General features: G+C 68.9%; 14 protein-coding genes and 1 pseudogene. 9 read left to right on the top strand and 6 right to left on the bottom strand.

The features are described 5' to 3' along the window. Positions 1-110: 110 nt before the first annotated feature. From OJ962_RS12835 to OJ962_RS12820, 4 genes are all read left to right on the top strand, one after another. On the top strand, positions 111-1112 hold the full coding sequence (locus OJ962_RS12835) for an NAD-dependent epimerase/dehydratase family protein (RefSeq protein ID WP_202957858.1): 1002 nt from the start codon (positions 111-113) through the stop codon (positions 1110-1112). An 85-nt stretch (positions 1113-1197) separates the two neighbouring features. Next, positions 1198-5913: a DUF1349 domain-containing protein gene (locus OJ962_RS12830; protein ID WP_202957859.1), complete on the top strand. Its 4716-nt coding sequence runs from the start codon at positions 1198-1200 to the stop codon at positions 5911-5913. Between the two features lie 10 nt (positions 5914-5923). Further along, positions 5924-7192, top strand: a complete 1269-nt coding sequence (locus OJ962_RS12825; protein WP_202957860.1) for a glycosyltransferase family 4 protein — start codon at positions 5924-5926, stop codon at positions 7190-7192. An 80-nt stretch (positions 7193-7272) separates the two neighbouring features. Next, on the top strand, positions 7273-8616 hold the full coding sequence (locus tag OJ962_RS12820; RefSeq protein WP_202957861.1) for a glycosyltransferase: 1344 nt from the start codon (positions 7273-7275) through the stop codon (positions 8614-8616). Here the strand turns inward: OJ962_RS12820 and OJ962_RS12815 are convergent. Further along, positions 8576-10162 (bottom strand): oligosaccharide flippase family protein, encoded by a 1587-nt coding sequence (locus tag OJ962_RS12815; RefSeq protein ID WP_270006380.1) that lies wholly within the window; start codon positions 10160-10162, stop codon positions 8576-8578. The two genes, OJ962_RS12820 and OJ962_RS12815, sit on opposite strands and share 41 nt — an antisense overlap. Positions 10163-10233: 71 nt before the next feature. On the opposite strand from OJ962_RS12815, the gene OJ962_RS12810 reads away from it, so the two are divergent. The 3 genes from OJ962_RS12810 to OJ962_RS12800 are packed head-to-tail and all read left to right on the top strand — an operon-like array spanning position 10234 to position 12859. Beyond that, positions 10234-10425, top strand: coding sequence for a response regulator transcription factor (locus tag OJ962_RS12810; protein WP_270006379.1), 192 nt, complete (start codon positions 10234-10236; stop codon positions 10423-10425). Between the two features lie 28 nt (positions 10426-10453). After that, entirely contained in the window at positions 10454-11218 is a 765-nt protein-coding gene (locus OJ962_RS12805) for a hypothetical protein (protein ID WP_270006378.1), read from the top strand. Positions 11219-11221: 3 nt separating this feature from the next. Then, positions 11222-12859, top strand: coding sequence for an O-antigen ligase family protein (locus OJ962_RS12800; protein ID WP_202957865.1), 1638 nt, complete (start codon positions 11222-11224; stop codon positions 12857-12859). 68 nt (positions 12860-12927) lie between these two features. Here OJ962_RS12800 and OJ962_RS12795 read toward each other — a convergent pair. Next, a pseudogene (locus OJ962_RS12795) lies at positions 12928-13596 on the bottom strand (glycosyltransferase family 2 protein); the annotation flags it as partial. A gap of 406 nt (positions 13597-14002) precedes the next feature. On the opposite strand from OJ962_RS12795, the gene OJ962_RS12790 reads away from it, so the two are divergent. Both OJ962_RS12790 and OJ962_RS12785 read left to right on the top strand, forming a co-directional pair. Further along, entirely contained in the window at positions 14003-17008 is a 3006-nt protein-coding gene (locus OJ962_RS12790; protein WP_202957866.1) for a fibronectin type III domain-containing protein, read from the top strand. 97 nt (positions 17009-17105) lie between these two features. Then, a complete protein-coding gene (locus tag OJ962_RS12785; RefSeq protein WP_202957867.1) occupies positions 17106-19505 on the top strand; it encodes a polysaccharide lyase domain-containing protein in 2400 nt (799 codons plus the stop codon). Positions 19506-19509: 4 nt separating this feature from the next. Here OJ962_RS12785 and OJ962_RS12780 read toward each other — a convergent pair whose 3' ends face one another. The 4 genes from OJ962_RS12780 to OJ962_RS12765 form a co-directional block, all read right to left on the bottom strand. Then, positions 19510-20325, bottom strand: a complete 816-nt coding sequence (locus OJ962_RS12780; RefSeq protein ID WP_202957868.1) for an FkbM family methyltransferase — start codon at positions 20323-20325, stop codon at positions 19510-19512. Further along, positions 20309-21505 carry a glycosyltransferase family 4 protein gene (locus tag OJ962_RS12775; RefSeq protein WP_202957869.1) on the bottom strand — a complete coding sequence of 399 codons (1197 nt, stop codon included), beginning with the start codon at positions 21503-21505 and terminating at the stop codon, positions 20309-20311. Before OJ962_RS12775 ends, OJ962_RS12780 begins: the two co-directional genes overlap by 17 nt. Before the next feature lie 4 nt (positions 21506-21509). Then, a complete protein-coding gene (locus OJ962_RS12770) occupies positions 21510-22484 on the bottom strand; it encodes a glycosyltransferase family 2 protein (RefSeq protein ID WP_238932455.1) in 975 nt (324 codons plus the stop codon). A 94-nt stretch (positions 22485-22578) separates the two neighbouring features. Beyond that, positions 22579-26199 carry a fibronectin type III domain-containing protein gene (locus OJ962_RS12765; RefSeq protein WP_202957871.1) on the bottom strand — a complete coding sequence of 1207 codons (3621 nt, stop codon included), beginning with the start codon at positions 26197-26199 and terminating at the stop codon, positions 22579-22581. Between the last annotated feature and the right edge of the window lie 85 nt (positions 26200-26284).

The following is a 26284-nucleotide window of genomic DNA, read 5'->3' as shown; positions in this document are numbered from 1 at the left end:
CCGGAGAGCGAGCGCGTACAGCCTGGTAGGGAGATGGGGCGCGGCGGGATGAAAACCTGGACTGTTGTCGGTGGTCGAGTTGGGAGCGGGGTCGGACAATCGTCATCGATATGCGATCCATCCCAACCAGCCGCAAGGCGCTCATCACCGGCGGTGCCGGCTTCATCGGTTCCCATCTCGCCGAGTCGCTGCTCGCCGATGGTTGGGAGGTCTACGTCCTCGATGACCTGTCGACCGGCTCGCTGAGCAACATCAGCCACCTGCTCGACCGCCGCGATTTCCATCTCGTGGTCGACTCAGTCCTCTCGGAGGCGGTCGTCAACGAGCTCGTGCACAAGTGCGACGTCGTGTACCACCTGGCGGCCGTCGTCGGTGTGCGGCTGATCGTCGAGCAGCCGGTGCACACGATCGTCACGAACATCCGTGGCACCGAGGTCGTTCTGGACAAGTGCAACCGCTTCAACAAGCGGGTGCTGATCGCCTCCACGAGCGAGGTCTACGGCGACCACCGCAAGGAGCGCGCGCTTCACGAGAACGACCGCCGCGTGTACGGCCCGACCACCCAACGCCGCTGGGCGTACGCCGACTCGAAGGCGATGGATGAATTCCTCGCGCTGGCGTACGGCGCCGAGCAGAACCTCGATTTCGTGATCGCTCGCCTCTTCAACACCGTCGGGCCGCGTCAGACCGGCCAGTACGGGATGGTCGTCCCGAGCTTCATTCAACGGGCGCTCGACGGCGAAGTGATCGACATTCACGGCAACGGCGAGCAGACCCGCTGCTTCTGCCACGTGGCCGATGTCGTCCGCGCCCTCCGTGGTCTCATGGAGACGCCGCAGACGCGTGGCGAGATCTACAACGTCGGCTCCAAGAACAAGACCACGATCCTCGGCCTCGCGGAGCGCATCTGTGCGGCAGTCGGGATCGACACCGAGTTCAACTTCGTGCCGTACGACCGCGTCTACGGCGAAGGCATCGAGGACATGCTTCACCGCGAGCCGGCGATCGACAAGATTCGCCACGCCATCGGCTGGGCTCCTGAGCGCGATCTCGACCAGATCGTCGCCGACGTCATCGCCGAGCGCCGCGCGCTCGCCTTCCAGGCCGCCTAGGCGCCTTCTTCTCTCCCCGGAGCTCATCCTCGACGTTAGGGGGTGGCTTCGCGCGCCCGCTTGCGGGACAGTTGCCGGAACTATCGTGTTCGCCTTCAGACATTTCCCCCGCTCAGTTTCCGGTCGTTCGGCTCGATGGCTGGCGTGCGCGGCACTCGGGATTGCCGCCGCCGCCCCTGCAAGCGCCGCCGCCCAGGGCACCATCGTCGCCGACGAGTTCCCCGGTACCACGCTCAACACGACCGTGTGGACGTTTGTCAACCCGGCGGGTGACGCGAGCGTGAGCGTCGGCGGTGGCCAGGCCACTGTGTCGCTGCCCGCCAACAGCACGCACGACGTGTGGGGCAACGTGAACACAAGCACGGGTCTGCGCCAGAATGTGCCGAACCGCGACTTCGAGGTCGAGGCCAAATTCAATACGGCCGTTGGCAGCGGCTTCCAGATGCAGGGCATCATCGTCGAACAGGACTCGAACGATCTCGTCCGCGCGGAGGTGCATCACGATGGCGGCGGGACGCGTCTGTTCGTGGCGACGATCGCCAACGGCGCTTCTGAGGTCCGTCATCACTCCACGGTCACCGGAGGGGCGCCACAGTACGTGCGCGTCGTGCGGCAGGGCGACGTCTGGCGGGTCCGGTACTCGCGCGATGGTGAGAGTTGGACGACGACCGAGCCGTTCACGCTCGCGTTGACGGTCAACCGTATGGGTCCGCTGGTCGGCAACAGCAACGGCCCGTCCTTCGCCGGCCAGATCGACTCCTTCCGCGAGGTCCTGCCCGATACGACCGCGCCCGTCCTCAGCAACGTCGCCCACAGCGCTCGCACCATCGACGCCACCGTGACGTGGACCACCGACGAACCGTCGACGTCCGAGGTTGCCTACGGCGCCACGACGGCCTATGGGAATGCGAAGGTCGCAAACGACGGCCTGGTGACCAACCACAGCGTCGTCGTCCACGGGCTGGCGTGCGGTACGACCTACCAGTATCAGGTGCGGTCCAAGGACGCGTCCAACAACACCGCCTCGGGCGCGAACCGCACGCTGACGACGGCCGCGTGTCCGGTGATGACGCAGAGCGACGAGTTCAACGACACCTCGATCGACAACCGCTGGACGCTGACCAACCCGGTCGGTGGAGTGACGTTGGCCGAGAGCGGTGGCCAGGCCGTCGTCGACCTCGCGGCGGGCATCCAGCACGACATCTGGACAGGCTCCGACACGCTCGCGCGCCTGTTGCAGCCCGCGCCGGACGACAACTTCGAGATGACGGCGAAGTTCGACTCGGCCGTTCAGATGACCTACCAGATGCAGGGCTTCGTCGTCCAACAGGACGCGAACGACCTGCTGCGGCTCGAGGTCCACGCCGAGGGCCCGAACACGAACCTGTTCGCCGCGTCGATCGCGAACGGCATCGCCTCCGTGGTCGGCAACTCGATGACGGTCACCGACGGCGCGCCCGTCTATCTGCGGCTACGGCGGTCTGGCGACCAGTGGACGCTTTCCTACTCGCCGAATGGCACCGTGTGGACGCGCAGCACGACCTTCACGCGTGCGATGACCGTCACCGCGGTTGGCCTGCTGTTCGGCAACAGCGGCTCGTTCGCGCCGTTCTTTCAGGCTCGCGTGGACTGGTTCCACTACACACCGCCCGACCGCACGCCGCCGGTGATTGCCGCTCCCAGCGTGACTGCCACGGCGGGCGCCGGCTCGGCGGCACGCATTCAGTGGACGACGGACGAGGCGTCGAGCTCCGAGGTCGCCTACGGTGAGACGACGAGCTACGCCGGCGGCATCGTCGCGGGCCCGTCCGAAGTGTCCGACCACACCGTGGTCCTGCACGGGCTCAAGTGCAACACGCTTTACCACTACCGCGTACGCTCGGTCGACCCGTCCGGCAACGCCACCAACGGGGCGGACAAGACCTTCACGAGCGCGCCGTGCCCGACGCTGCTCGAATCCGACGAGTTCAACACCACCGCGCTGGACATGTCCAAGTGGGCGTTCGTCGACCCGCTGGGTGATTCGTCCGTCTCGGTCGGTGCCGGAGCGGCGCTGCTTTCGGTGCCCGCGGGGCAGGCCCACGATCTGTGGGCCAACGTGAACTCGGTGCCCCGTCTGCTGCAGGCCGCGCCCAACGGCGACTTCGAGGTCGTCACCAAGTTCAACACCGGCGTCGGCGTCACGACCCAGCAGCAGGGCATCGTGGTGGAGGAGTCGGCCACCAAGCTCCTGCGTCTGGAGACCTACTCCGACGGCGGCTCGACGCGCATGTTCATCGCCGCGATCAACGGCGCCAACGCCGAGATCCTGCATTCGAGCATCGTCCCGAGCGGCGCGCCCGCGTACCTGAAGGTCCGGCGCGTGGGCAACCAGTGGACGCTGAGCTACTCCAACGACGGCGAAGGCTGGCGCTCGCACGGCTTCAACCACACGATGGCCGTCTCGGCGATCGGCCCGTACGTGGGCAACGGCGGCAGCAAACCGGCCTTCCAGAGTCAGATCGATTTTTTCCACGAGATCACGGATCGCACGCCGCCCGCCATCACGCAGATCGGCTCGCGACCGCTGAGCCGGCAGGCTCAGGTCACGTGGACGACGAACGAGCCGTCGAGCTCGGTTGTCGAGTATCGCCAGGGGAGTGGCGCGTGGCAGACACGATCCGGCAGCGAGCCACTCGAAACGCGGCACAGCGTCGCGGTCACCGGGCTTGCCTGCGCGTCGACCTACACGATTCGAGTCAAGTCCGCGGACGCCAACGGCAACCTGGCCACCTCGGGTGAGTCCTCACTCACGACCGCCGCGTGCACCGCGACCGGTGGGCCCGACATCGACGTCTGGAACGGCGACACACAAACTTTCGGCGCCGTCGGCATCCCGCAGACCTGGGTCAACATCAATGGCAACGCGTCCGACCCAGACGGCCTTCAGTCGCTGCAGGGCTCGCTCAACGGCGGTGGTTGGGAGACCCTCGGCACCGTGCCAGACGGCTGGCGCGTCCAGCGTGCGGGCGACTTCAACTACGAGGTCAACATCGCCGAGCTCATCCCCGGCGCCAACTACGTCACGCTGCGCGCCACCGACGCCGGGGGCCGGGTCACCACTCGCACGGTCGTCGTGAACTGGGCGGGTCAGGGTGCGGGCTCGGCGCCCTCGGCTACCGGGCCGGTGCTCGTGCTCGTCGCACATCCGGACGACGAGACCCTCGGCATGGCGGGGATCATCGATCGCGCCAAGTCGCAGGGCCGCCGGGTCTATGTCGCGATGGTCACCAACGGCGAGGGCGGTGGCGTGGCCGGCGCGGTCAACGACTGCGGGGCTCCGGCGGACGCGGCCCCGGCCGCGCGCTACGGCTTGATGCGCGACGCGGAGGCTCGCGCCGCGATGACTGTGCTCGGGCTGACGTGGACGTCGAGCCTGAGCACGACCGAGCTCATGTTCCTCGGATATCCGGGCGGGCGCATCATGGACGTCGCCTCCGCGGACACGCCGATCACCAACAGCCAGACCGGTGTGCAGCGTACCTACGCCGAGGACTTCGACGCCAGCGTCACCACCTGCAACGGCGACTTCCGCCACAAGCTGAGTGGCACGCACTCGCAGTTCACGGCGCAGGCATTGCGCGCGGACCTCGACTCGTTGCTGGCGCTCACGGGTGCGAGCGACATTTACACGCATGCGATCTTCGACGGTCACCCCGACCACTCGGAGATCGGCAAGCAGCTTCTCGCGGCCGTGCGCCGCGGGAACACGCCCGCCCGCGTGCACATGACGATCCAGCACCCGGCTGGAGACCGCGACTGCATGGCGCTCTCGTCGGCGCGCTGGCCCAACCCGGCGCTGGCCAACAACAACCCGTTCGCGCGCTTCACGCCGACCATCGACTTCAGCGCCCCGCCGGCGTTCCCCTGCGACACGTCGCAGACGCAGGCGAGTTGGGGCCCGATGGGCGACCCGAACGAGATCGTCACCGTTCCCGCGAGCATGCAAACGACCTCGGAGGCGACCAACAAGAAGTGGCAAGCGATCAGCGAGCACGAGTCGCAGATCGACTGCACGAACCCCCAGGAGTACCACGTCAACTGCGGCTACATGCGGGCGTTCGTCAAGAAGAGCGAGTTCTTCTGGCGCTACGACTTCGGCTCCCGCCGCACCTGGTCGCGTCCGTACACGACCAACTGGACTTCGAACGCGTCGATCGCTCAGCAGGCGCAGGTGCTCGAGGGGCAGTGGCGATACGAGGCCGGCGGTGTCCGTCCGCTCACGACGGGCTTCGACCGAGCGCTGCTGATCGGCGACATCAACTGGATCAACTACGACGTGCGAGCACCGATCACGATCAACTCGTTCGATCCGACCACATCGCAGGGCGCCGCCGTTGGCCTCGCGGTCGGGTGGCAAGGTCACAATGCCTGGGGCCAACCGCGCCACGGCCATCCCGGCGGCGGCCTGTGCCTGTACGCGCGCGGCGGGTCGGAGCCGATGCCCTTCAAGCTCCAGATCGGGTACAGCCCGGGTCCGGTGGACGACACGACACTGGCGTCGAAGGACTTCTCAATGGCTCACGGCGTGCAGTACGTCATGCGGTTCCGCCAGCAAGGGCTGTCGGCAGGCCTGACGCGCTACAGCTGCAAGGTCTGGCGTGCGGACCAGTCCGAGCCGGCGGCCTGGGATCTACAGACGGACATCCCGGATTGGCCGGGCACGACCGGGCAGCGTTCAGGCTCGGCGGTGCTGCTCGCGCACGAGGCGGACGCCACGTTCGGGAACGCCACCGTCACGCAGGTCGCCCCGCTCGGGTGAGCCACGTTCCGTGAAGATCGCGTTCGTCAGTCATCCCGGCTACGCCGTGCTCCCGCCCGCCGGCTCGGTCGAGATCTGCACGCATGAGGTCGCTCGGCGGCTGGCCGAGCGGCACGCCGTGACGGTGTACGGCTCCTCCGCCCCGGGTCGCGAGGACGCCACCGACGCCGGAATCCGCTACCGCTTCATCCGGCACGGCGCCGACGCCAAGCTCGGACGCGTGTTCCGTCCGCTGCACCGGTTGCGGCCGGCGGACAAGGGCTTTTTCGCGTCCCCGCTGAACTCGCTGCTCTACTGGCTGCGCGTCGCGTCCGACATTCGCCGCGAGGGCTATGACGTCGTCCACGTCGCCAACCTGACGCAGGCGCTTCCCGTGATCCGGCGCCTGAACCCAGACATACGGCTCGTGCTTCACATGCATTGCGAGTGGCTGATCCAACTCGACCGTCGCCTGGTCGCGCGCCGCTTGCGGCACGCCGACGCGATCCTCGGCGTGAGCCGGCACATCACCGAACCCATTCGCGAGCGCTTCCCGGATCTCGCCGACCGGTGCCACACAGTGTCCAACGGCGTGGAGATCGGTCCCGAGCCGGCACCGCGCGAGGCGGACGGAACCGTCACGCTGCTCCACGTCGGCCGAATTTCACCCGAGAAGGGCCACCACGTGCTCTTTGACGCGCTCAACCAGGTGCTTCCCGACCACCCGCAGGTGCGGCTCGTCCTTGTCGGGGAGGAGTCCGTGATCCCGATCGAGTGGGCAGTAGGGATCTCGTCCGATCCGGTGATCCGGGACCTGGAGCGCTTCTATGGCTCAAGCTATCTGGAGCAGATCAAGGATCGCATGTCGAAGGCGCTGGCCGAGCGGACCCAGTTCGTGGGGAGGATCGACCACAGCGAGACGGCGCGCCACTACGCCGCCGCCGACCTGTTCGTCTTCCCGTCTTACTTCGAGTCGATGGGCATCCCGCCGGTCGAGGCCATGGCCGCCGGCCTCCCCGTGATCTCCTCGCCAGTGGGCGGGGCCAACGAAAGCGTGGTCGAGGGGGAGACGGGGCTGTTCGTCGAGCGCGGCGACGTCGACGGGCTGGCCGCGGCCATCGTCGCGCTGGTCGACGATCCGGCGCGCCGGGCGGCGCTTGGCGCGGCGGGACGCGCACGTGCCGCCAAGCACTTCTCGTGGGACGGCGTAACCGCCGAGTTCGAGCACGTGCTCGAGACTGCCGCGCGGGCGCCGCGCGCGCCGAGCCGGCACGTGGCGACACCCGTGAGCGAGACCTGAGCGCCGCGTCGGCCGAGGGTAGGCTGCCGTCCATGCCGCAATCGTCGGCGCCTTCGAGCGATCCGCGCCACTCTGTGTTGATGCTTGCCCACCGGTTCCCGCCTAGTGGTGGGGCGGGCGTGCAGCGCAACCTGCAGCTGGCCCGGCACCTGCCCGCGGCCGGCGTTCGCCCGATCGTGGTGACTGGGCCGGGAACGGTGGAGTACCGCTGGATGCCCGCCGACGACGCGCTGTCGGACGCGCGGGTGCAAGCCGAGATCCATCGGTTGCCGACCACCGAGCCGCCGCACGGCAACGCCTGGGAGGCCAGATTCGAGCGCTGGCTGCGTCGGCCGGCACGGTGGGAGCGGTGGTGGAACGCCGAGGCGCCCGAGCTGGCCGCGAAGGTCGGCCGTGACGCGGACCTCGTTCACGCGTCGGTCGCGCCCTATTACACAGCGAGCACCGCGATCCGAATCGCGCGGCGGCTCGGCCTGCCGCTCGTCATGGATTTCGAGGATCCGTGGGCGTTGGACGACATGCTGGTCTACACGACCCGCTGGCACCGCCGGCTGGAGGTGCGGGAGATGGGTCGAATGCTGGCCGCAGCGGATGCGGTGGTGATGAACGCGCCCGAGGCGCGCGTGCGCGTCCTGAACGCCTTCCCGGGTCTGGATCCCGAGCGCGTGGTCGCAATCCCGAACGCGTTCGACCCGACGGACTTCGCGGGTCCCGTGACGCCGCGCGACGATGCTCGCTTCCGGATCCTGCACGCAGGCTCACTGCACACCGAGCTCGGACTCGAGCAGCGCAACGCGTCCCGCCTCCGGCGCGCGCTCGGCGGCGGCGCGCCCGGGGTCGACTTTCTCACGCGCTCGCACATTTACCTGCTCGAAGCGATGGCAGCCCTGCTCGCACGCCGGCCGCAGCTCACGCGCAGCGTCGAGGTGGTGCTCGCGGGCGTCTTCACCGGCCCCGATCGTGAGGTCGCCTCGCGCTACCCGTTCGTGACCCTCAGGGACTTCGTCCCGCACGCCGGGACGCTTGAGCTGATGCGGACCGCCGACCTGCTCTTCCTGCCGCTGTACGACCTGCCGCCGGGCCGTCGCACCGGGTTGATCCCGCACAAGACCTACGAGTATCTCGCGGCGGGCCGCCCGATTCTCGCGGCCGTTCCCGACGGTGACGCGCGCGACCTGCTGGAGGCGTCCGGCGCGGCGCGCCTGAGCCGGCCCTCCGACACCGCCGCCATCGCCGCGCACTTGGAGGCGGAGATCGATCGCTGGCGCGCTGGGAAGGCATCGGCCGTGCCCGACCCTGACGTCGTGGCCCGCTGTTCCAGCGAGCGCCTGATCAACGAGCTGTCGGCGCTATACGACGCAGTGGTCGCTCGGGCGGCTAGCTCTAGCTCGCCTCGCCCGCGGCGAGCGGGGTCTCCTTCGTAAGCCCGGAGCGGACCGCGTCGCCGATCAGGCGCAGCGTGTCGGTCACGACCGCGCGCCGCACGATCGCCATGACGACGAGGTACACCATCGCACCGGTGGCTCCGGCCGCGATGCCGGCCAAGACGCCGTTCCCCGCCCAGGCCGAAACCGCAAGCCCGGCCGCCGCCGCGACCACCGCGACCGCTACCGTCGGCAGGAGGCCGTCGAGGGGACGTGCCGACGACCGCTGGCTGATCGCACGCGCCATGATTGCGGCATCAACGATCGCGCCCGCGAGCGACCCGACCCCGATGGCAGCCGGGCCGACGACGTCGAGCAGCGGGAACGCGACCGCGAACAGGACGGCGGTATGGATGACCGTCGACCACAGCACGACGTGAGGGGCGTCGCTGGCGTACAGGAAGCCCACGGCGACGACCGAGAGCGGACCCGCTACCAGCAGCGAACCGCAGATCCAAGGGATGATCTCCCCGACTGCTCGCCACTGCTCGCCGAAGACGAACGGGACGAGCTCCTGTGCCGAGCAGGCCATACCGACGAGCACCACACCGGAGGCGGTACTGGCGACCGCAACACCGCGGTCGAGCATGCGCGCCGGATCCTGCTTGTCGGCAAGGACGCGCGAGAGCAGTGGGAACGACACGCGGTGCAAGGGCTCGAACATCAGGGCCGGCAGCTCGAGCAGGCGCTTCGTGAGCGTCCAAAAGCCGAGCGTGCCGACGCCCGCGATGGCGGCGATGCCGGCGTTCAGGCCCTGCTCACGCAGCATGCCCGCCAGGCTCACGCCCTGGAAGCGCAGTCCGAACGCGATCACCGGACGCAGCCTGGAGGCAGCGCTGAACGAGGGGATGAGCACCCCGTGGCGCGCGACGGCGGTGATGCCCACGGCAAGGGTCAGCGCGCGGATCACGACTGCCGAGGCCAGCGCCCAGACACCCGCGTCGAAGAACACCACGAGCCCGATGGACCACACGTAGTAGAGGAGGTTGCAGACCGCCTCCGTGGTGGAGAGGGCCTTGAAGCGCATCGCACGCGAGAGGACGACGCGGCCGGGCGTCTGGAACGCCGCGACGGGCAGCGCCAGCATCATCATCGCCACGACGAGCCCGGCGCCGCCGACCAACCAGCCGATGGCGGCGGCGAGCACCGCGAGCGTGCTCGTGAGCGTGAGCTGCAGCGCGAGCGTGGCGCGGAGCTCCGGCTTGTCCGGGTCGTGCTCGCGCCGGATCAACCCGCTGCCGAGCCCGCCGTCCGCGATAGACGTCGTGAACATCATCAGCGTGGCGCCGATGGCGACGATGCCGAAATCGCGCGGCTCGAGGAGTCGCGCGAGCACGATGTTGCCGCCGAATCCCACGATCAGGTTCATCACGCCCCACGAGCCGACGAAGAAGATGCCGCTCTTGGCGCGTCGCCGGATGACGCTGCTCGATAGCTCCTGACCCATTGCGCCCAGGCTATGTCTGCAGGCCTCCGGCGTCTTCGGGGAAACGACGAGGACCGCACCTAGCGGAACGGCTAGGTTGGGGTCCAGGGGCTGGTCCAACGGCGGATACGAGAAGGCGGGAGCCGGTCTACAGTCGCCTCATGGATGTGGACAACTCCAGCTTGGCGCGCTTGACGGTCCGAGAGCGCGAAGTGCTTCATCGCACCGCGCACGGCGAGACGAACGCCCAGATCGCCGCGGGACTCGGTGTCACCGTGCACGCCGTCAAGTTTCACCTGAGCTCGATCTTCCACAAGCTGGGAGTGCGCAACCGGACTGGCGCCGCGGCGCTGTACCTGTCTTCGCGCGGGACGGTGAGCTGAGCCCGTGGACCTCGCACGTTTCCTTTCCGTGGCGTGGCGCTTCAAGGTGGTGCTCGTCATTGGGTTCATGCTCGCGACGTTTGTCGCGGTCATGTCCTCGGCGCGGATCAGTGTCGAGGGCGGCAAGCCCACGTTGACCTACCGGGAGCAGGAAGTCTGGGCCAGCGCTTCGACGCTATTGATCACCCAGGCCGGCTTCCCGTGGGGCCGCGCGATCCTCGACGACATGATCCAGGTCGACTCCGGCACCGACGACCCGATTCTGATCCCGAAGTACGGAGATCCGGGCCGCTACTCCGGCCTCGCGGGGCTTTACGCAGAACTCGCCAAGAGCGACGAGGTGCAGGCGGAGGTCATGAAGAACTCCAAGCCCGGTGAATCGGTCGTCCCGATGGTCGTCCAGCCGCCTGGGACCAACTCCACGCTGCCGCTGATCACGATGAAGGGCCTCGGCCCGACGCCCGAGTCCGCGATGGATGTGGCCATGCGCTCGAGCAAGGCGTTCCGGGAGTTCCTGGATCGTCAGCAAGCTGCAAGCAACATCCCGAAGGACAAGCGCGTGGAGGTGGTCGTCACGCAGAAGGCCACCAATCCCGAGCTGTTCGAGAAGCGTTCCATGGTGCGTCCGATCTTCCTCTTCCTGCTGATCAACATCGGCTTCCTCGCGCTCGCGTTCGCGCTCGAGAACCTGCGCCCGCGGTCCAAGCGCAAGGGCCCTCCGGCGCCGCGTCAGGGCGACGCGCCGACGGAGGAACACTGGGCGGAGCGGGAGCGTCACCAGGTCGCAGCCTGAGTCATGGCTGCACTAGCTCAGTCCGGTCCGTCGGAGCCGACGGCCGTTGAGCGACGGGCCGGCATCGCGCTGGTCATGGTCGCGTTGGCGTGCCTGGTCGGCGGGGTCGGTGGGGCCGGCAATATGAAGACTGCGATCCTGGGCGGCGCCGTGGGCACGGTGCTGCTCGCGGGCGCCCTTGTGGTTAGGCGCCCGTTCCTGCCCTGGGACCGGGTGCTCATGGTCCTGGTGCTGGTGATCCTGTTCATCCCGCTGCGCCGGTACAAGTTCCCGGGCGACGCGGGAATCTCGCTCGAGCCCTATCGGCTTCTGGTCGCGCTCATCGTCGCGGGCTGGCTCGGGGCACTGCTGGTCGATTCGCGCGTGCGCGTCCGTAAGAGTGGCATCGACGGCACGCTCGCGTGCATCTTGCTCGTGGTCGTCGGCTCGGTGCTGACCAACCCTGAGCGGGCCGGCCCGCTGCAGTCTGAGGTGCTGAAAGCGGTCACGTTCCTGGCGAGCTTCATGGTCGTCTTCTACGTCGTCGTCAGCGTCGTCCGCACGCAGTCCGCGATCGATCTGCTCGCGAAGACGCTGGTGATGGGCGGAGCGATCATCGGCTTGTTGGCGATTGTCGAGTCGCGCACTGGGTTCTCACCGTTCGCGTACGTGGACAAGGTGATCCCGATCCTGGTCGGTGATCCAAGCTTCGAGTCGGGCCTGGGCCGCGGCAGCGCGACGCGTACCGTAGGCCCGGCGGAGCATCCGATCGCTCTGAGCGCGGTCTTGGTGATGCTGATTCCGTTGGGCGTCTACGTCACCCGCGTCAGCAGCTCGAAGTGGTACTTCGCCGTGGCCGCAATCACGCTCGGAGTGCTTTCGACGGTCTCGCGCACCGGGATCATGATGCTGCTCACGCTGTTGATCGTCTTCTTCTGGCTGCGCACGGCCGAGATGAAGCGGATGTGGCCGCTGCTGCTGCCGGTGATCCTCGTGACACAGATCGCGATGCCCGGAACCTTGGGCTCCTTGAAGGAGTCGTTTTTCCCTGAAGGCGGGCTCGTGGGCCAACAGAGCGCCCTCGCAGGCGACTGCGCCTCCTCGGGGCGCGTCGCAGACATCGGTCCGACACTGGCTGAGGTCGCCAAGAAGCCGTTCCTGGGCTACGGGTACGGTACACGCGTCATCTCCGGACCGTCCTCGAACGCGTGCATCTTGGACAACCAATGGCTTGGCACCACATACGAGGTGGGCTACTTCGGCCTCGTCGCGTGGCTGCTGCTGTTCACCCGCGTGGCGAGGCGGTTCGGACGCGGGTCCAAGTACGACGACTCACCCGCGGGATGGCTGCAGGTCGCAGTGACGGCATCGGTGACTGCCTACGCGGTGGGGTCGGTGACGTTCGACGCGCTCGGCTTTTCTCAGGTGACGTTCGTGCTGTTCCTGATCCTCGGCCTCGCGGCCGCGGCCCGGATGAACGCCCGCGAAGCCGACGCCGCAGCTCAGTCGACGCCCATCCGCGGTCGCGGGGACAGCGCGCGTCGGACGGCGCGCAGGTTGCCGCGCCTAGCCTCGCCGCCGCCGCGCGTGACCAGCGCGTGGGATAGTCCGCCCAGTACCACTCCGAGCCGCTCCAAGAAAGCGACCTGGGCGGATCGATGAAGTTGCGCGTACCGGACGCGGCTGGCCGCCAGCACGGGAAGTAGCGCGGCGCGGGGCGCGGACATCCCGCCCTGGTGCACGCACACCGCCGCCGGCTCGAATCGTATGTCGAGCCCGGCATCGCGCAGCCGGCGACACAGATCCATGTCCTCGCAGTAGAGGAAGAACCCGTCGTCGAGTCCGCCCAGCCGTTCATAGGCGGACCGGCGGACGAGCAGGCAGGCGCCGGACGCCCATTCGGGCGAGGCGGGTGACGCGTATGCCGCCGGATCGCGGACGAGCTCATCTGTCCACGGCGCCAAGGGGAAGAAACGATGCAGAAACAACGCCTGCGCGTACGTGGAGCGCAGCCGTGGGAAGCGGCGTTGTGACCAGTCGAGCGTGCCGTCAGGCTCGATGATGCGCGGTGCGACAGCGCCGATCCGCGCGTCGCCTTCGGCGACGGCGACCATGCGCGTCAGCGACTCACCGTCGATCGTCGCATCAGGGTTCAGGAGCAGCACGTACGGCGCGCTCCCGGCACGCGCGCCGGCGTTGCAGCCGAAGCCGAACCCGCGGTTCACCTCCAGCGCGATGGTCGTCACCGGCAGGTCGGCCACGGTCTGGAGACTGTCATCGCTCGAGTTGCTGTCGACCACGTAGACGTGGACGCCATCGATCCTCGTCAACGGTTCCACGCAGGCGCGCAGCTCGTCCGCGCTGTTGTACGAGACCACGACGACGTCTATCGGCGGCATGGACAGGACCGTACCGTGCCCGGCCCGTCGCTCGCCGCCTAGCGGCGCAGATAGTCCTGATTCGGGGAATTCTAACGACCGGATCGGGGTTGAACAGGGTTGTCATCTTCTTGTGAGGTTTGGCCCCGTACTGGGTTTGCCGGTCCGGTACGGGGGGCACAAACCGGGCGTTCCATACCGGCACGGAACCCGCGTCGAGCCAGCGGATAAGCGTCGGGGGGACCACAAAGTTCACATCGGTCGGACCAGGGCCATCGGCGACAGGGGTGCTCGCGGATGCCTTGGCGGTGTCCTCGCCGGGGGCGCGCGTCTTCGCGTGTGCCCGTGGCGAGGCGCCTAGGGCCCACACCCCATCTGGGGAGTGGTTCGGTCAAGCCATTCTCAAAGGGAGCCGAGAAGAAACGCCATGTGCGAACCTCTCCGCATTGGTCGTCGCCAGCTGTGGCTGGCTTTGGGATTCGCAGTTCTCGTCAGTTCGCTTGCCTTGACGGTCGGCCAAGCGAACGCCGCGGCGCGCACTGCGCAAGTGGCCTCTTCTCAACCCTGGGGCGTCGAGGTGGACGCGTCCACGCTGGCATCGCTTACGCGCGCGGAGGGGCGAGAGTTCCGTAAGCGCGGCTTGACTCTTGTCGCCGCTTCGTCGCTCACCGCGGCGGACGAGCGCAAGCTCGCTGTTGCGGCCTCCAAGTGGGGCGTGCGCGGGATCGCGCGCTCTGATGCCCGCACGATGACGTTCGTGGACGCGAGCAACCTTGCCGCGTTCGAGCGCCTCGCGAATGGGCCGACCCGCGTGGCCGGCGTGCTTGAGCTCAAGCGCGCGACTTCGGCTGCCTCGTGGCGAAAGGCGGTCGCCGTCGCTCGCCAGAGCCCGGTGCTGGACCTCGTGATCAAGCCGACCGGAGTGGGCGCCGAGGCCACGCTCGCGCGCCATCTCAGCGCGGTCACCGCGTCAAGCGCCAGCACCGACCGGACGCCGCCGCGCCTGACGGGCGCTGCGCGTGTCACCTCCACGGCGCTCAACTCCGTCTCGGTGAAGTGGTCGCGCGCGACCGACAACACCAAGGTCACGGGCTACGGGCTCTACGTCGACGGCCGCTACGTCGGCAGCACGCAGAGCACGTCGACCGTGTTCAAGAACCTCAGCTGCGCCACGCATCAGCTCGCGATCGACGCCATGGACGCCGCGGGAAATCGGTCGGCGCAGGCGCTGGTGACGGCCGCGCCGACCGGTTGCGCATCGACGCTTGCTCCCGAGGCCGACGCGTCCTCCGGAGGGGTGAGCACGTTGGCCGCCGACACGCAACGTCCGTCCGTTCCGCAGGGCATGCGTTGGACCGGGACGACTCCCAACACGATCGGCCTCGCCTGGAACGCGTCCTCGGACAACACGGGCGTCGCCGGCTACCGCTTGTTCCGCAACGGCGTGGCGGTCGGGACGACGTCGTCGCTGTCGTACACCTTCTCCGGCTTGTCCTGCGCCACGCGGTACACGATCGCGCTCGAGGCCTACGACGCCGCTGGCAACGTGTCCAACCGGGCCGAGGCCACGGGCACGACGAGCACAAGCGCATGCCCGACGCCGACACCGACGCCCACCGTCGCGCCGGACACGCGGGCGCCGAGCGTCCCACAGGGGATGGCGTGGAACGGCGTGACCCAGACGACGGTCGGCTTGCGTTGGAACGCGTCGACTGATGATCGCGGCGTGGCGGGCTATCGCCTGTATCGCAACGGCGTCGCGGTAGGGACGACGACGTCGCTGTCTTACACGTTCTCAGGATTGAGTTGCGCGACGTCATACACGTTCGCGCTCGAGGCCTATGACGCGGCCGGGAATGCGTCCAATCGCGCCGAGGCTGCGGGCACCACGCTCACGAGCGCATGCCCGACCCCGACCCCGACCGCTACGGCCACCGCCACGCCCACGGTCACGGCCACGCCCACCGCGACGGCTGCGCCGACGGTCACGGCTACGCCGACCGTGACGGCTACGCCGACCGTGACGGCTACGCCGACCGTGACGGCCACGCCGACCGTGACGGCCACGCCGACGGTCTCGCCGCCGCCGGTCGGTGGGAACAGCGCGAACCTGTGGGTCGATCCCAACGGCGGCTCGTGCACGCGACAGGCCTCGCTCGCCGCCTACAACGACGGCACGGCGTGCGGTTCGTTCGACGCAGCCAACGACGCGTGCCGCGACGGCGACATCGTGCTCATCAAGGGCGGGTCTTACGGCGCACAGACTCTCAGCGGCGGCAACTCACGCTCCGCGAACTGCACGATGCAGGTCATCACGGGCGAGACGGCCCGCGTTTCTGGGAACCTGGGGTTCTCCGGCGCATCGCGGCTCGTCCTCGACGGTGGCGGTGCGCGCAATGGTGTCGGCGCCCGGTTGGTGACCACGACGATTTCGGGGAGTGGCTCTGAGCGCAATCAGTACGGTGCCTACGCTTCGGGTGGTTCGAAGTTTGTGACGTTGCAGGGTGCTGATTTCGGTGGTTGGCAGATTGACAACAGCAACAATGTGACGTATCGCAACAATGACATCGGTCCGTGTGACACGATCGATAGCGATGGTGGCGGTGGGAATTGCGATAACGGGTCGATTGAGTACTGCGAGGCGGGGTTTGCGCATTGCACGCAGTACAACGAGGGGCATGTGGTCGAGGGCAATTTGGTGCACGATTTCGGTGCTGATGACTCGTTTTTTGGTGGCGGGGGGTCGAATGATCCGCATTGGGAGTGCATGTATGTCTCGTATCCGCGGAATCTGACGATTCGTGGGAACACGTTCGTCAATTGCGCGAACGGCGGGAACATCTTCTTTACGTATTCCAACGCGGGCGGCGGCTTTACGGCTGATTACGGGTATACGGGGTTGACGATCGAGAACAACGTGTTCACCAAGACGTGCAACAACTCGTCGGCGCCGTGTGGTGGGCGGCTGGATTTCGCGTTCGGTATTTCCGGCCACTGCAACATCTACGGCGGAACGGACCTGAGCAATGTCGTTATCCGGAACAACTCGTTCTTGGGCGGGTCGGGCTTTGACATCAGCGGCGGCTGCACGCAGGGCAACCCGGGCGTGACCCTGAGCGGCAACGTCCGCCTCGGGCGCAACTACGCCAACGCCTGCGGCGCCAATGGCGCCTGGCCGGCACAGCCCAGCCAGCTGCGCGAGACGTTCTACGGCGGCGCCGTGACGTGCGGCTCCAACCCGCAGACGCTCGGGTCCGCCGAGGCGGCGATCGACCCGCACGTGATGTCGAACTCCAACACTGCGCCTGATCCTCACCTGAAGGGCTCGACGGGCCCGTTCGACGCATTCGTGGCCACGAGCTGCCCGGCCACCGACATCGACGGACAGCCGCGGCCGGCGACCGGCTGCGACGCCGGCGCCGACGAGCGCTAGCGAGCACACGTCTGGCGGCCCACAACGGTGGGTCGCCAGACGGATTTGCTGGACCTCTGGCTGGGGTCCGGCGGCCGGGCGGCGCTACGGTTTCGTCATGGCCGCGCCGGCGTCCGACGACCGCGACCGCCACGCGATGAAACCTCGCCGGAGCCGTCTCGGGGTCCTCGGCCGGATCGTTCTGGCCGCGGCCTGCTTGATGTTCCTCGGAACCCGCGTCGCCGCCACCGCGCCGGTCACTCCGGCCTCGCTTCCAACGGCGCCGAAGGCAATGCCACAGCTCTGGGGCGTTGAGGTGGATGGGGAGACGTTGCAGGCGCTCGACGGCAAGCGCGCAGCAGGCATGCGGGCGGTCGGGATGACCCTGATCGTCCCGCCCGGTCGCTTGACGGCGCAGGAACAAGTACGGCTCGTCAAGCGCGCCCGACGATGGCGCCTGCCGGTGATCGCGCCGGTCAGTGCCGAAGCCAGCGCCGTCTGCACGGCAGACAAGGCCACTGCTCCCGGCCTGCGCTGTGGAGTGCGCGCCACGTCGGTTAGCAACGCCGGGATATTGGCCGAGCGCGGTGCGGTTGATCTCATCCTCGTGCACGCGGGCAGCACCGCGGCGTTCCGCCGGTTGCGTGGGCGTGACGGCGTCCGCGTCGCCGGAGTCGTCGACTTGCGCTCGACCGGCTACAGCGCCCACCGCTGGCGCGCTGCGGTGCGGACCGCCCAGCAGAGCTCCAACCTTGACCTGGTGGTCCGGCCCGTGGGCAATCACCGCGGCGCCGCACTGGATCGGTTCACGCGCGCATTGACGGCGAGCCAACGTGGCGCTGACCGTCGCGCGCCGTCCGCGCCGACCCGAGTCTCGATCGCGCGGGCAGATCGCCGCTCCGCCGACGTGCGCTGGACGCGCTCAAGCGACGACCGGCGGGTCGTGCGCTACGGCCTGTACCGGGACGGCGCATACATACGCAGCGTGAGCACGGCCGCCACGACGCTCACCGGCCTGCGGTGCGCGCCGCACCTGCTGGAGGTCGATGCCGTCGACGCGGTTGGGAACCGGTCGCCGAAGACGTCCGTGCGAGTCGCCGCCGAGGGATGTGCGGCGCCGGCGACGGCCGCCGCGGACCCGGGTGCTACGACCGCGGCGAACCTCTGGGTCGACGCCAGCGGCGGCTCGTGCGCGCGGCGGGCGGCGCCCGCACCATACGATGACGCAGCCGCATGTGGCTCGCTCGACGCCGCGAACGACGTGTGCCAGGCGGGCGACCTGGTGCTCATCAAGGGAGGGACCTACCCGGAGCAGCACGTGACCGGCGACAACGGGCGCGCCGCGGACTGCAAGCTGTGGGTCGTGATCGGTGAGGCCATGGTGCTCAACGGCGCGCTGATGTTCGAGAGCGCCGCGCGTGTGCATCTCGGCGGTGGTGGAGCCCGCAACGGAGTGGGCGCGCGGCTCGTCACGTCGACCATCCCGAACAGCGGTTCGCCTCGCAACCAGTACCCGCTCGAGGTGATCGGAGGCGGAAACGCCGGTGGGCAGTCCTCGTCGGTCACGGTGCAGGGCACCGACGTCGGGGGGTGGAAGATCGAGAACTCGACCAACGTCACCATCCGCGACAACGACATCGGCCCGTGCGATGCGGTCGACGAAGACGCCGGCGGCAACGACTGCGACAACGGCTCGATCGAGTACTGCGAGCCGGGGCTCGCGCTCGGCGCCGACCGCGCCTGCACGGGTTACAACGAGGGACACGTGGTCGAGGGCAACCTGATCCACGACTTCGGAACCGACGACTCGCTATACACCGGCGGCGGCTCCAACGATCCGCACTGGGAGTGCATGTACGTCTCCTACCCGAGGAACCTGACCATCCGCGGCAACACGTTCGTCAACTGCGCCAACGGCGGGAACATCTTCTTCACGTACGCCAACGGCGGCGGGACGTTCGAGGCCGACTACGGCTACACGAACGTGGTGATCGAGAACAACGTGTTCACGACGACGTGCGACAGCTCATCGCCGCCGTGTGGCGGCCGCGCGGACTTCGCCTTCGGCATCAGCGGTCACTGCAACCTCTACGGCGGCGTTGACCTGACCGACGTCGTGATCCGCCACAACACGTTCCTGGGCGGGGCCGGGTTCGACAGCAGCGGCGGATGCACCCAGGGCAATCCGGGAGTCACGCTCTCCGGCAATGTCCGACTGGGGAACAGCGCGCAGTCTTCGTGCGGAGCCGACGGCGCATGGGAGCTCCCGCCGACGTCGGTGAACGAGGTGTTCTACGGGGGGGCGGTCACGTGCGCTCGCGACGCTCGCACGCTTGGCGTGGCCGCGACGGCGCTCGACCCGCTGGTCGCCAGCAACTCCGCGACAGCACCCGACGCGCATCTCAAGGGTCCGCGCGGGCCGCTGGACGGCTTCGTCGCCGCCGAGTGCCCGGAGCGGGACATCGACGGTCAGCCCCGGCCGGCGACGGGCTGCGACGCCGGCGCGGACGAGCGCTGAGCGCTCAGACGCGCGCGCCGATGCGCACCAGCGCCATGTCGTATCCAAGTGGCGTGCGCTCGATCGACAGCGCCTCGGGCTGAGCGCCGTGGCGCTCGAGCCGCTCGAGCAGCGAATCGGCCGTGAACGGGTGATGGCACTCGACCGACACGACGCCGACGCGGTGGATCCATCCGCCGCAGTGGTCGAACAGCTCTTCTTCCGCGCCCTCGATGTCGACCTTCAGCAGATCGACGCGGTCGGCCTCGAGCGTCTCGAGCACGTGCTCCATCGTCACCACGTCCGTCGTGCCGTCGCTGTCGTCGGACATGCGGAAGCCGTCCTCGCGGGCGCCCACCATCACGACGCGTCGCGGTGTGGCGCCGATGCACGCGCCGACTACGTGGGCGGCGGAGCCGATCGGCTCGAGATTGCGGCGCAGCACGGACAGGTTGCCGTCCTCAGGCTCCACGGCTGCGATCCGCGCGCCGGGGAAACGCCCGAGCAGCCAGCGTGCCGCGAGACCCGTGTTGGCACCCAGGTCGACGATCGTGCGCACGGGCTCACCCGCCGCGGCGGCGAGTGGCTCGTAGGAGCCGCCTTCGATCAACTCGCCGAGCACGACGACGTCGGACGTGTGGCTGCGCAGGCGGACGCGGCCCAGGCTTCGCAGGTTGACGTCCACCGCGATCGGCCGCCGGCAGACGACCGGACCGAGCTTGCTCTGGCTCAGGCGGACCCGCAGCACGCGCCAGAAGTCGCGCGGCGTGCGCGCCTCGCGTCCGTAGGTGAGCAGCGTCGAAGCGTGCTGCCCGACCTTGTGATCAGCGAGCGGGGACAAGAGCGACCTCCGAGTAGATATCAGCGAGACGCCGTCCGGCCGCGCTCCAGGTGATGTCGGCGGCGTGCGCCAGGCCCTGCTCGCGCAGCGCGCGCAGCAGCCCGCGGTCGGCGTTCACCGCTGTGATGTGCGCGGCGAGCGCGTCGACGTCGCGCACGGGATGCACGAGCGCGTTGACCTCGTGATGGCAGACGCCGCTGGCGGCGTCGGACACGAGCGGCACACAGCCGCTGCCGATCGCCTCGTTGCAAACCAGCGCGGAGCCTTCCTCGATGCTCGGGAGCACGAGCACGTCGTGCAAGCGCATCAGCTCGGGGATGTCGCTGCGGTGGCCGAGCACCTGGACGCTGGGGTGTGCGAGCTGGTCCTTCAGCTTCTCCCCGTAGGCGGGGAGCAGATCGCCGGCGACGGTGAAGGTGCCGGAACTCGACGCGGGGGACCGTAGCCACGCCTCGAGCGCGAAGTGCAGTCCCTTGCGGACCGCAGCCACACCGACGTACAGCATCCGCAGCGGTTGTCCGGGAGCAGGCGGCTCGCCGGGAGTGAAGACCGCGGGGTCGTAACCGTAGAGGTGCCGCACGAGCCGGTCGGGCGAATAGCCCGCGCGCTCGAACGTCCCGGCGACGAAGTCCGACGGGCACAGCAGGTGGTCGGCGAGGTCGTACTCGGCTTCCTCGATCCGCAGCACCGTCTCGTTGAACGCGTGCTCGTGATCGGCGGGAAGCGGCACGCCGAGACGCTCGCACTCGGCGCGGACGGTCTCGTACGCGTACCGCGTGTGGGTATTGGGGCGCTCGAGCACGGTCGGGATCCCGAGGCGCTTGGCGACCTCGAGCGTCCGCAGCGCGCCGAGCGGCCAGACGTGGACGACGTCGGGACGCTGCCGGGAGCGGGCGAGGCGGCGGGCCACGATGTGATCGTGCGCGCGCAGCGCCCGAAGCTCCCCGATCACGCGATAGGGCACTCGGACCGAGCCGCGGGCGAGCGTCGGGCGGACGGTGACGCCGTCGGGCACGGTTCGGGCGAGCGAGGCAGGCATCACCGTGACGTCGGCGCCGGCGTTCGCCGCGCCCGCGACCTCGTAGAAGGCCGTGTCGCAGATCCGGCCCGCGCCGAGGCGATGCGGGAAGCTGTGCAGCACGCGCACGCCGCGGCCGGCAGTGGCGGAAGCTTGCGTCATGGCACTAGGCGGTGTCGACGAGTTCATCGGCCACCCTCACCGGGCCACTCGTGCCCCGCATCCGGCGTCCCTCGAGCCAGCCGGCAAGCTGGGCCGCGCATCGCAGGTACGGGACGACGATGTACAGGATCGGCAGCGACTGCAATGTGAGCACCGGCGACGGGTGGACGTCGTTGTCGCGCATCCACCGCCGGTCGGGGCCGATGGAGCGGCCGAAGCGACGCCGCGAGCGGTACGTCTGCACCACGGGCACCCACTCGCGCAGCTTGATGCCGTCGGCCACCGTTCCGGCGCGGCCGGCGTGGACCGCGTAGCCGCGGTTGTACTTCCACAGAGCGCGCAGCAACGGCTTGCCCTCGTCACGCGTCGGATGCCAGACGACGGCGTCGCCGGCATAGGTCAGACGGGCGCCGGCCGCGACGGCACGCTCGGAGAACTCGTAGTCGCCGTACTCCTTGATGGAGCCGTCGAGGCCGCCGAGGCGGTCGAACGTGGCCCGCAGGCAGAAGAGGTTGGCGGTTTCGGCGAGGCCCAGCCGCACGGAATGCTCGTGGTCCTTCGAGCCGTCCATGTCGATCAAGGTCCAGGCGGTGATGCGCTCCGGAAGCGTGAAGCGGAAGCGTCCGGCGGCAAGGTCGGTGCCCTCGAGCGCTGCGAGACCGCGCTCCAGCCAGTCCGGCTCGGGCCGGCAGTCAGCGTCGCAGAACGCGAGCACCTCGCCGCGCGAGGCCGCGACGGCCATGTTGCGGGTGGCGTAGGAGTTGCGGGGCGGGCCGAACGCGACCCGCACATGGCCGTCCGGCGTCTCGATGCCGGTCGTGCCACCGTCTGTAGAGCCGTCGTCGCCGATCACGATCTCGAAGTCCGCGCGGTTCAAGGTCTGGTGCTCCAAGCACGCGAGGAGCTCGGCGATGTCCTTCGCGCCGTTGCGCACCGGCGTGATGACGCTTACCCGCGGCCGTCGTTCGTCCACATTCATCCTGTTCGGAACATAGTCCTGGACCAGCGGCTCGCCAACGCAATCTCCTCGACGTCCGAACAGTTGTCTTCGCGACCTCTGCCGGGCGTGGACATCAACGCTCGTCGGCGCCCGCGTCGCAGCGACTACCGGCCGCCGGTCGGGGTTGTCCGTCGATGTCCTTCGCAGGGCAGCCCGCCACCGCCGGGACATGGTCGTCAGCGACGCTCTGCTGGTCGAGGTGGAAGTCGAGTTCGTCGTCGGTACTGGCGTCTGCGTACGGGAAGGCGTCTGAGCCGATGGTGCTGTCGGTGGCCGCGCACGTGCCGCGGCGGCGGCTGTCGGACCAGACGTTGTAGGCGTACGTCCAGCCGTCGCCCGGATGGCACCCGTCCCACATCATCAGATTGCCCACGACGTCGACGTCCTTCCAGGTGCACTCGGGATTGGTGTCGAGTTCGAGCGTGGTGTCGGCGGCGAACGAGTTGAACGCCACACGGACGCCGTCGAAGGCGACTTCTGGCCCGTTCTGACACCACGAGAGCGCGACGGCGGAGGCTCTTGTGGGTGTTCCGCCCGTCGGCGTTTCGGCCCAGGGCGCCGCCAGCCAGTTGTTCTCTATGGTCAGGTCACGATGCCCCATCTCTCCCGCCTGCGGGCCAGAGATCGTGGCGAAGATGTCGAAGATCGCGCACTGGCGGAACTTCGAGTTGACGATCGAGATGTTGTGGCCGGCGTTGATGTACATGCACTCCCAGTGGCACTCGAAGCCCGCTTCGAAGCATGTCTCGTCGAAGCGGTAGTCATGGAACGTCGCGCCGTCGATGGTCACGTTGGTCGCGAGATCGAGCTTGGAGTTTCCGCAGGTCTGCGTGATCGGCGCGACGACGTGGCAAGGGCCGTAGTCGCCGCCGCGGACCGTCAGATGGTCGACGAGCCACGCGTGCACGCTGCCGGCGTCCATGTCGTCGAGCGTGATGAAGGTCGAGCCCGGTCCGACGTAGATGCCCACCTGGTTACCGACGCCCGGTTCGGTGGCCTTGACGCTCATCTCCATGCCTCGCACCGCGATGTGGTCCGGGCCGGTCTCGTCGGAGCCGAACGCGAGCTCGTCGAGCACGACTCGTGCGCCCTTGGCGGGGCGAAAGAGTATGTCGGGCCCGTTCTCGTGGCCTGGCGCCTGCTTGATGATCTGCGACCCGTAGCGCCCCGACGCAACCTCGACGACGTCGCCGGGCTTGGAGATGCGGAACGCGCGGTCGAAGCCGGCACACGGGGCGGCGCGCGTGCACTCGTTCTGGTCCGATCCGGTGGGTGAGACGAACAGCGTGGCCGGCTCCGGCTCGGGCGACGTGCAGTTGCTCGTGGACGCTGAGACGACCGTGGATGCGGACGTGTTACCGGCCGCGTCGGCGGATACGACGCCGACCTCGTACGTGGTCCCGCATTTGAGCCCGGTCACCGTCGCACTCGTACCGGATGTGCTCGTGACCCGCACGCCGTTGCGATGGAGCCGGTACTCGGCGACACCGCGGTCGTCCGTGCCGGCGTCCCACACCAGCGTCACGGTCGTTTCCGTGCTGGCGGTCGCGCGCAGGCTTCGCGGCGGCGTCGGGGGCGAGGTGTCCGGGCAGATCGCGGAGCGCACCGCGAGCGTCGCCTTGACCGAGCCGTTGCCGGCCGCGTCGCGCGCCTCGACCGCGACCTGGTACGCCGTGTCGCAGGCAGGGACCGGCAGGATCGCCGACGTCCCATCCACCGTGTCGGTGAGCCGGCCGTCGATGTAGACCCGGTAGCCGGTGACGCCGACGTCGTCGGTCGACGGGTCCCACGCGATCGACACCAGTTCCGGTGTCGCCTCTATGAGCTTCAGTCCCGCCGGGGACGAGGGCGGCGTCTTGTCCGAGCACTCTGCCGTCGAGACCGTCACGGTGTTGCGCTGGGACAAGTTCTCGGCGGCGTCCCGCGCGACGATCCCGACCTCGACCGGCGCGCCGCATTGCAGATTCGACATCTCGATCTCGGTGCCGGTGGTGGCGTCGACCAACGAGCCTCCGCGATACACGTAGTACCCAGTCACGCCAATGTCGTCGATCGACGGCTCCCAGGCGAGGCGGATCGACGTCTCGCCGACGGACAGCGCCCGTAGCCGGGCCGGGGCGGTGGGCGGCGAGGTGTCAGGGCAGTCGTCGGTCCCGACCACGATCGTCGCCCGCTGCGAGACGTTGCCGGCCCCGTCGAGCGCCTCGACGCCGAGCGAGTACGACGTCCCGCAGGTAAGCAGCGAATACGTGAAGGTCAGCGCCTGGGTCGTGCCGACGAGCGTGCTGTCCCGGAACACGCGGTACCCCGCGACTCCCACGCTGTCGGTCGAGGCCTCCCACTCGATCTGCACGGACGTCTGACTCCGAGTCCCATACCCGAGCTGGCCCGGCGTGGTCGGCGGCTGGGTGTCCGAGGGTGTGGTCTGGACGGTGAAGGTGCGGGTCGCCGGCGTGGGGTCGGGGTTGCCGGCGGCGTCTACCGCGCGGACCACGAACGTGTAGTCGCCGTCGACGTTCGTCGCGTAGCTGCGCGGGGAGGTGCACGGGCTGAACGTACCCGCTCCGGCGGGTGTGTCCAGCCGGCACTCGAACGTGGCGCCGGGCACTGTCGCGGTGAAGGTGAACGAGGCGTCCGCGCGGTTCGTCGGCCCGCTCGGCCCGCTCGTGATCGTCGTCTCGGGGGTTGGCGCGGCCGTCGCGGTGGGCGTCGGCGTGGGCATCCCGGGCGCCGGTGGCCCGGGCAAGATGCTGATCGGGCTCGGTGGGGCCGCGATTCCGCACCCGCTCGGCGTCGCGGTCGCGAACGCCTTCGCCGACCGGTTGCCCGCCTTGTCGACGGCGTCGACCTCCACGAGGTGCGGCGTGCACGCCAGGCTGGGCAGCTGAACGCCCGGAGACGCCACCGTTGACGTCCGGCGACCGTCGAGGTAGACCGCGTATGCGACGGCGTCCTTCACCGCGCTCCACGAGACCGCGAGCCCGCCGCCGCCCGAAGGGACGACGAGTGGCGTTGCGGGCCGGGTCGGCGCCGACCGATCGCCGCGCGCGAGAGGCCGCAACTGCTTGAGGTACCGGATCAATGCCGCTTGCGCACCGGAGCCGGTGGGGAGGACGGCGAGATCAAGCCCGTCGGCCGACCGCGCGGCGTTGATCTCGCGACGCCAGGTCGCGGCGCGATAGCCGCTGCCACGCAGCGGCACCACCGCCATGACACGGCTCGCGCCGGCGTTCAGACCGCTGCCGGTGGATGCGGAAACCACCACGAGGTCGGCGTCGCCTCCGGCGGCGAGCGCTCGCGCCGCGGCGGGCGAGGCGGCGGCGACCGCGCACCGATGGCCCGGCTCGGCCAATTTGTGCTGAACGCACGCCTCGGCACCGCCGCCGAGTGGCTGAATCAGCGGCAGCTTCTCGCGCTGCGCCAGGCTCGTGAGCCGGCGCCCGGTCGCCGCGTCCAGACCGGGCGCGGCCACCAAGGTCATGCCCACGGCGCGCAGCTGCCGCAGGACGGGGCGATCGAGCGCACGCGCCAGGGCGGCGTCCACCTGCACACCCCACGTCTGCGGCAAGGCGTCAGGCGCCGACGGTGCGGCCTGTGCCGAGGCGGCGAACAAGGCGGACGCCGCGACAAGCGCGACCAGCCACCCGCCGAGCCGCGCCGGCGTGCTGCCGTGCAGGCACATCCACCCCCTCATCACCGCGACCGTATCGCGGATCTTGAGCGACTTCACTGGCCGACGGTTTAGGCCCCGGCACAACTCGCCCGGGACCTCTCATAAA

Source organism: Solirubrobacter deserti (genome assembly GCF_027587175.1).
Taxonomy (GTDB): domain Bacteria; phylum Actinomycetota; class Thermoleophilia; order Solirubrobacterales; family Solirubrobacteraceae; genus Solirubrobacter; species Solirubrobacter deserti.
Note: the sequence above shows the minus strand (reverse complement) of the source record. Positions and strands in the feature narration are given on the sequence as shown.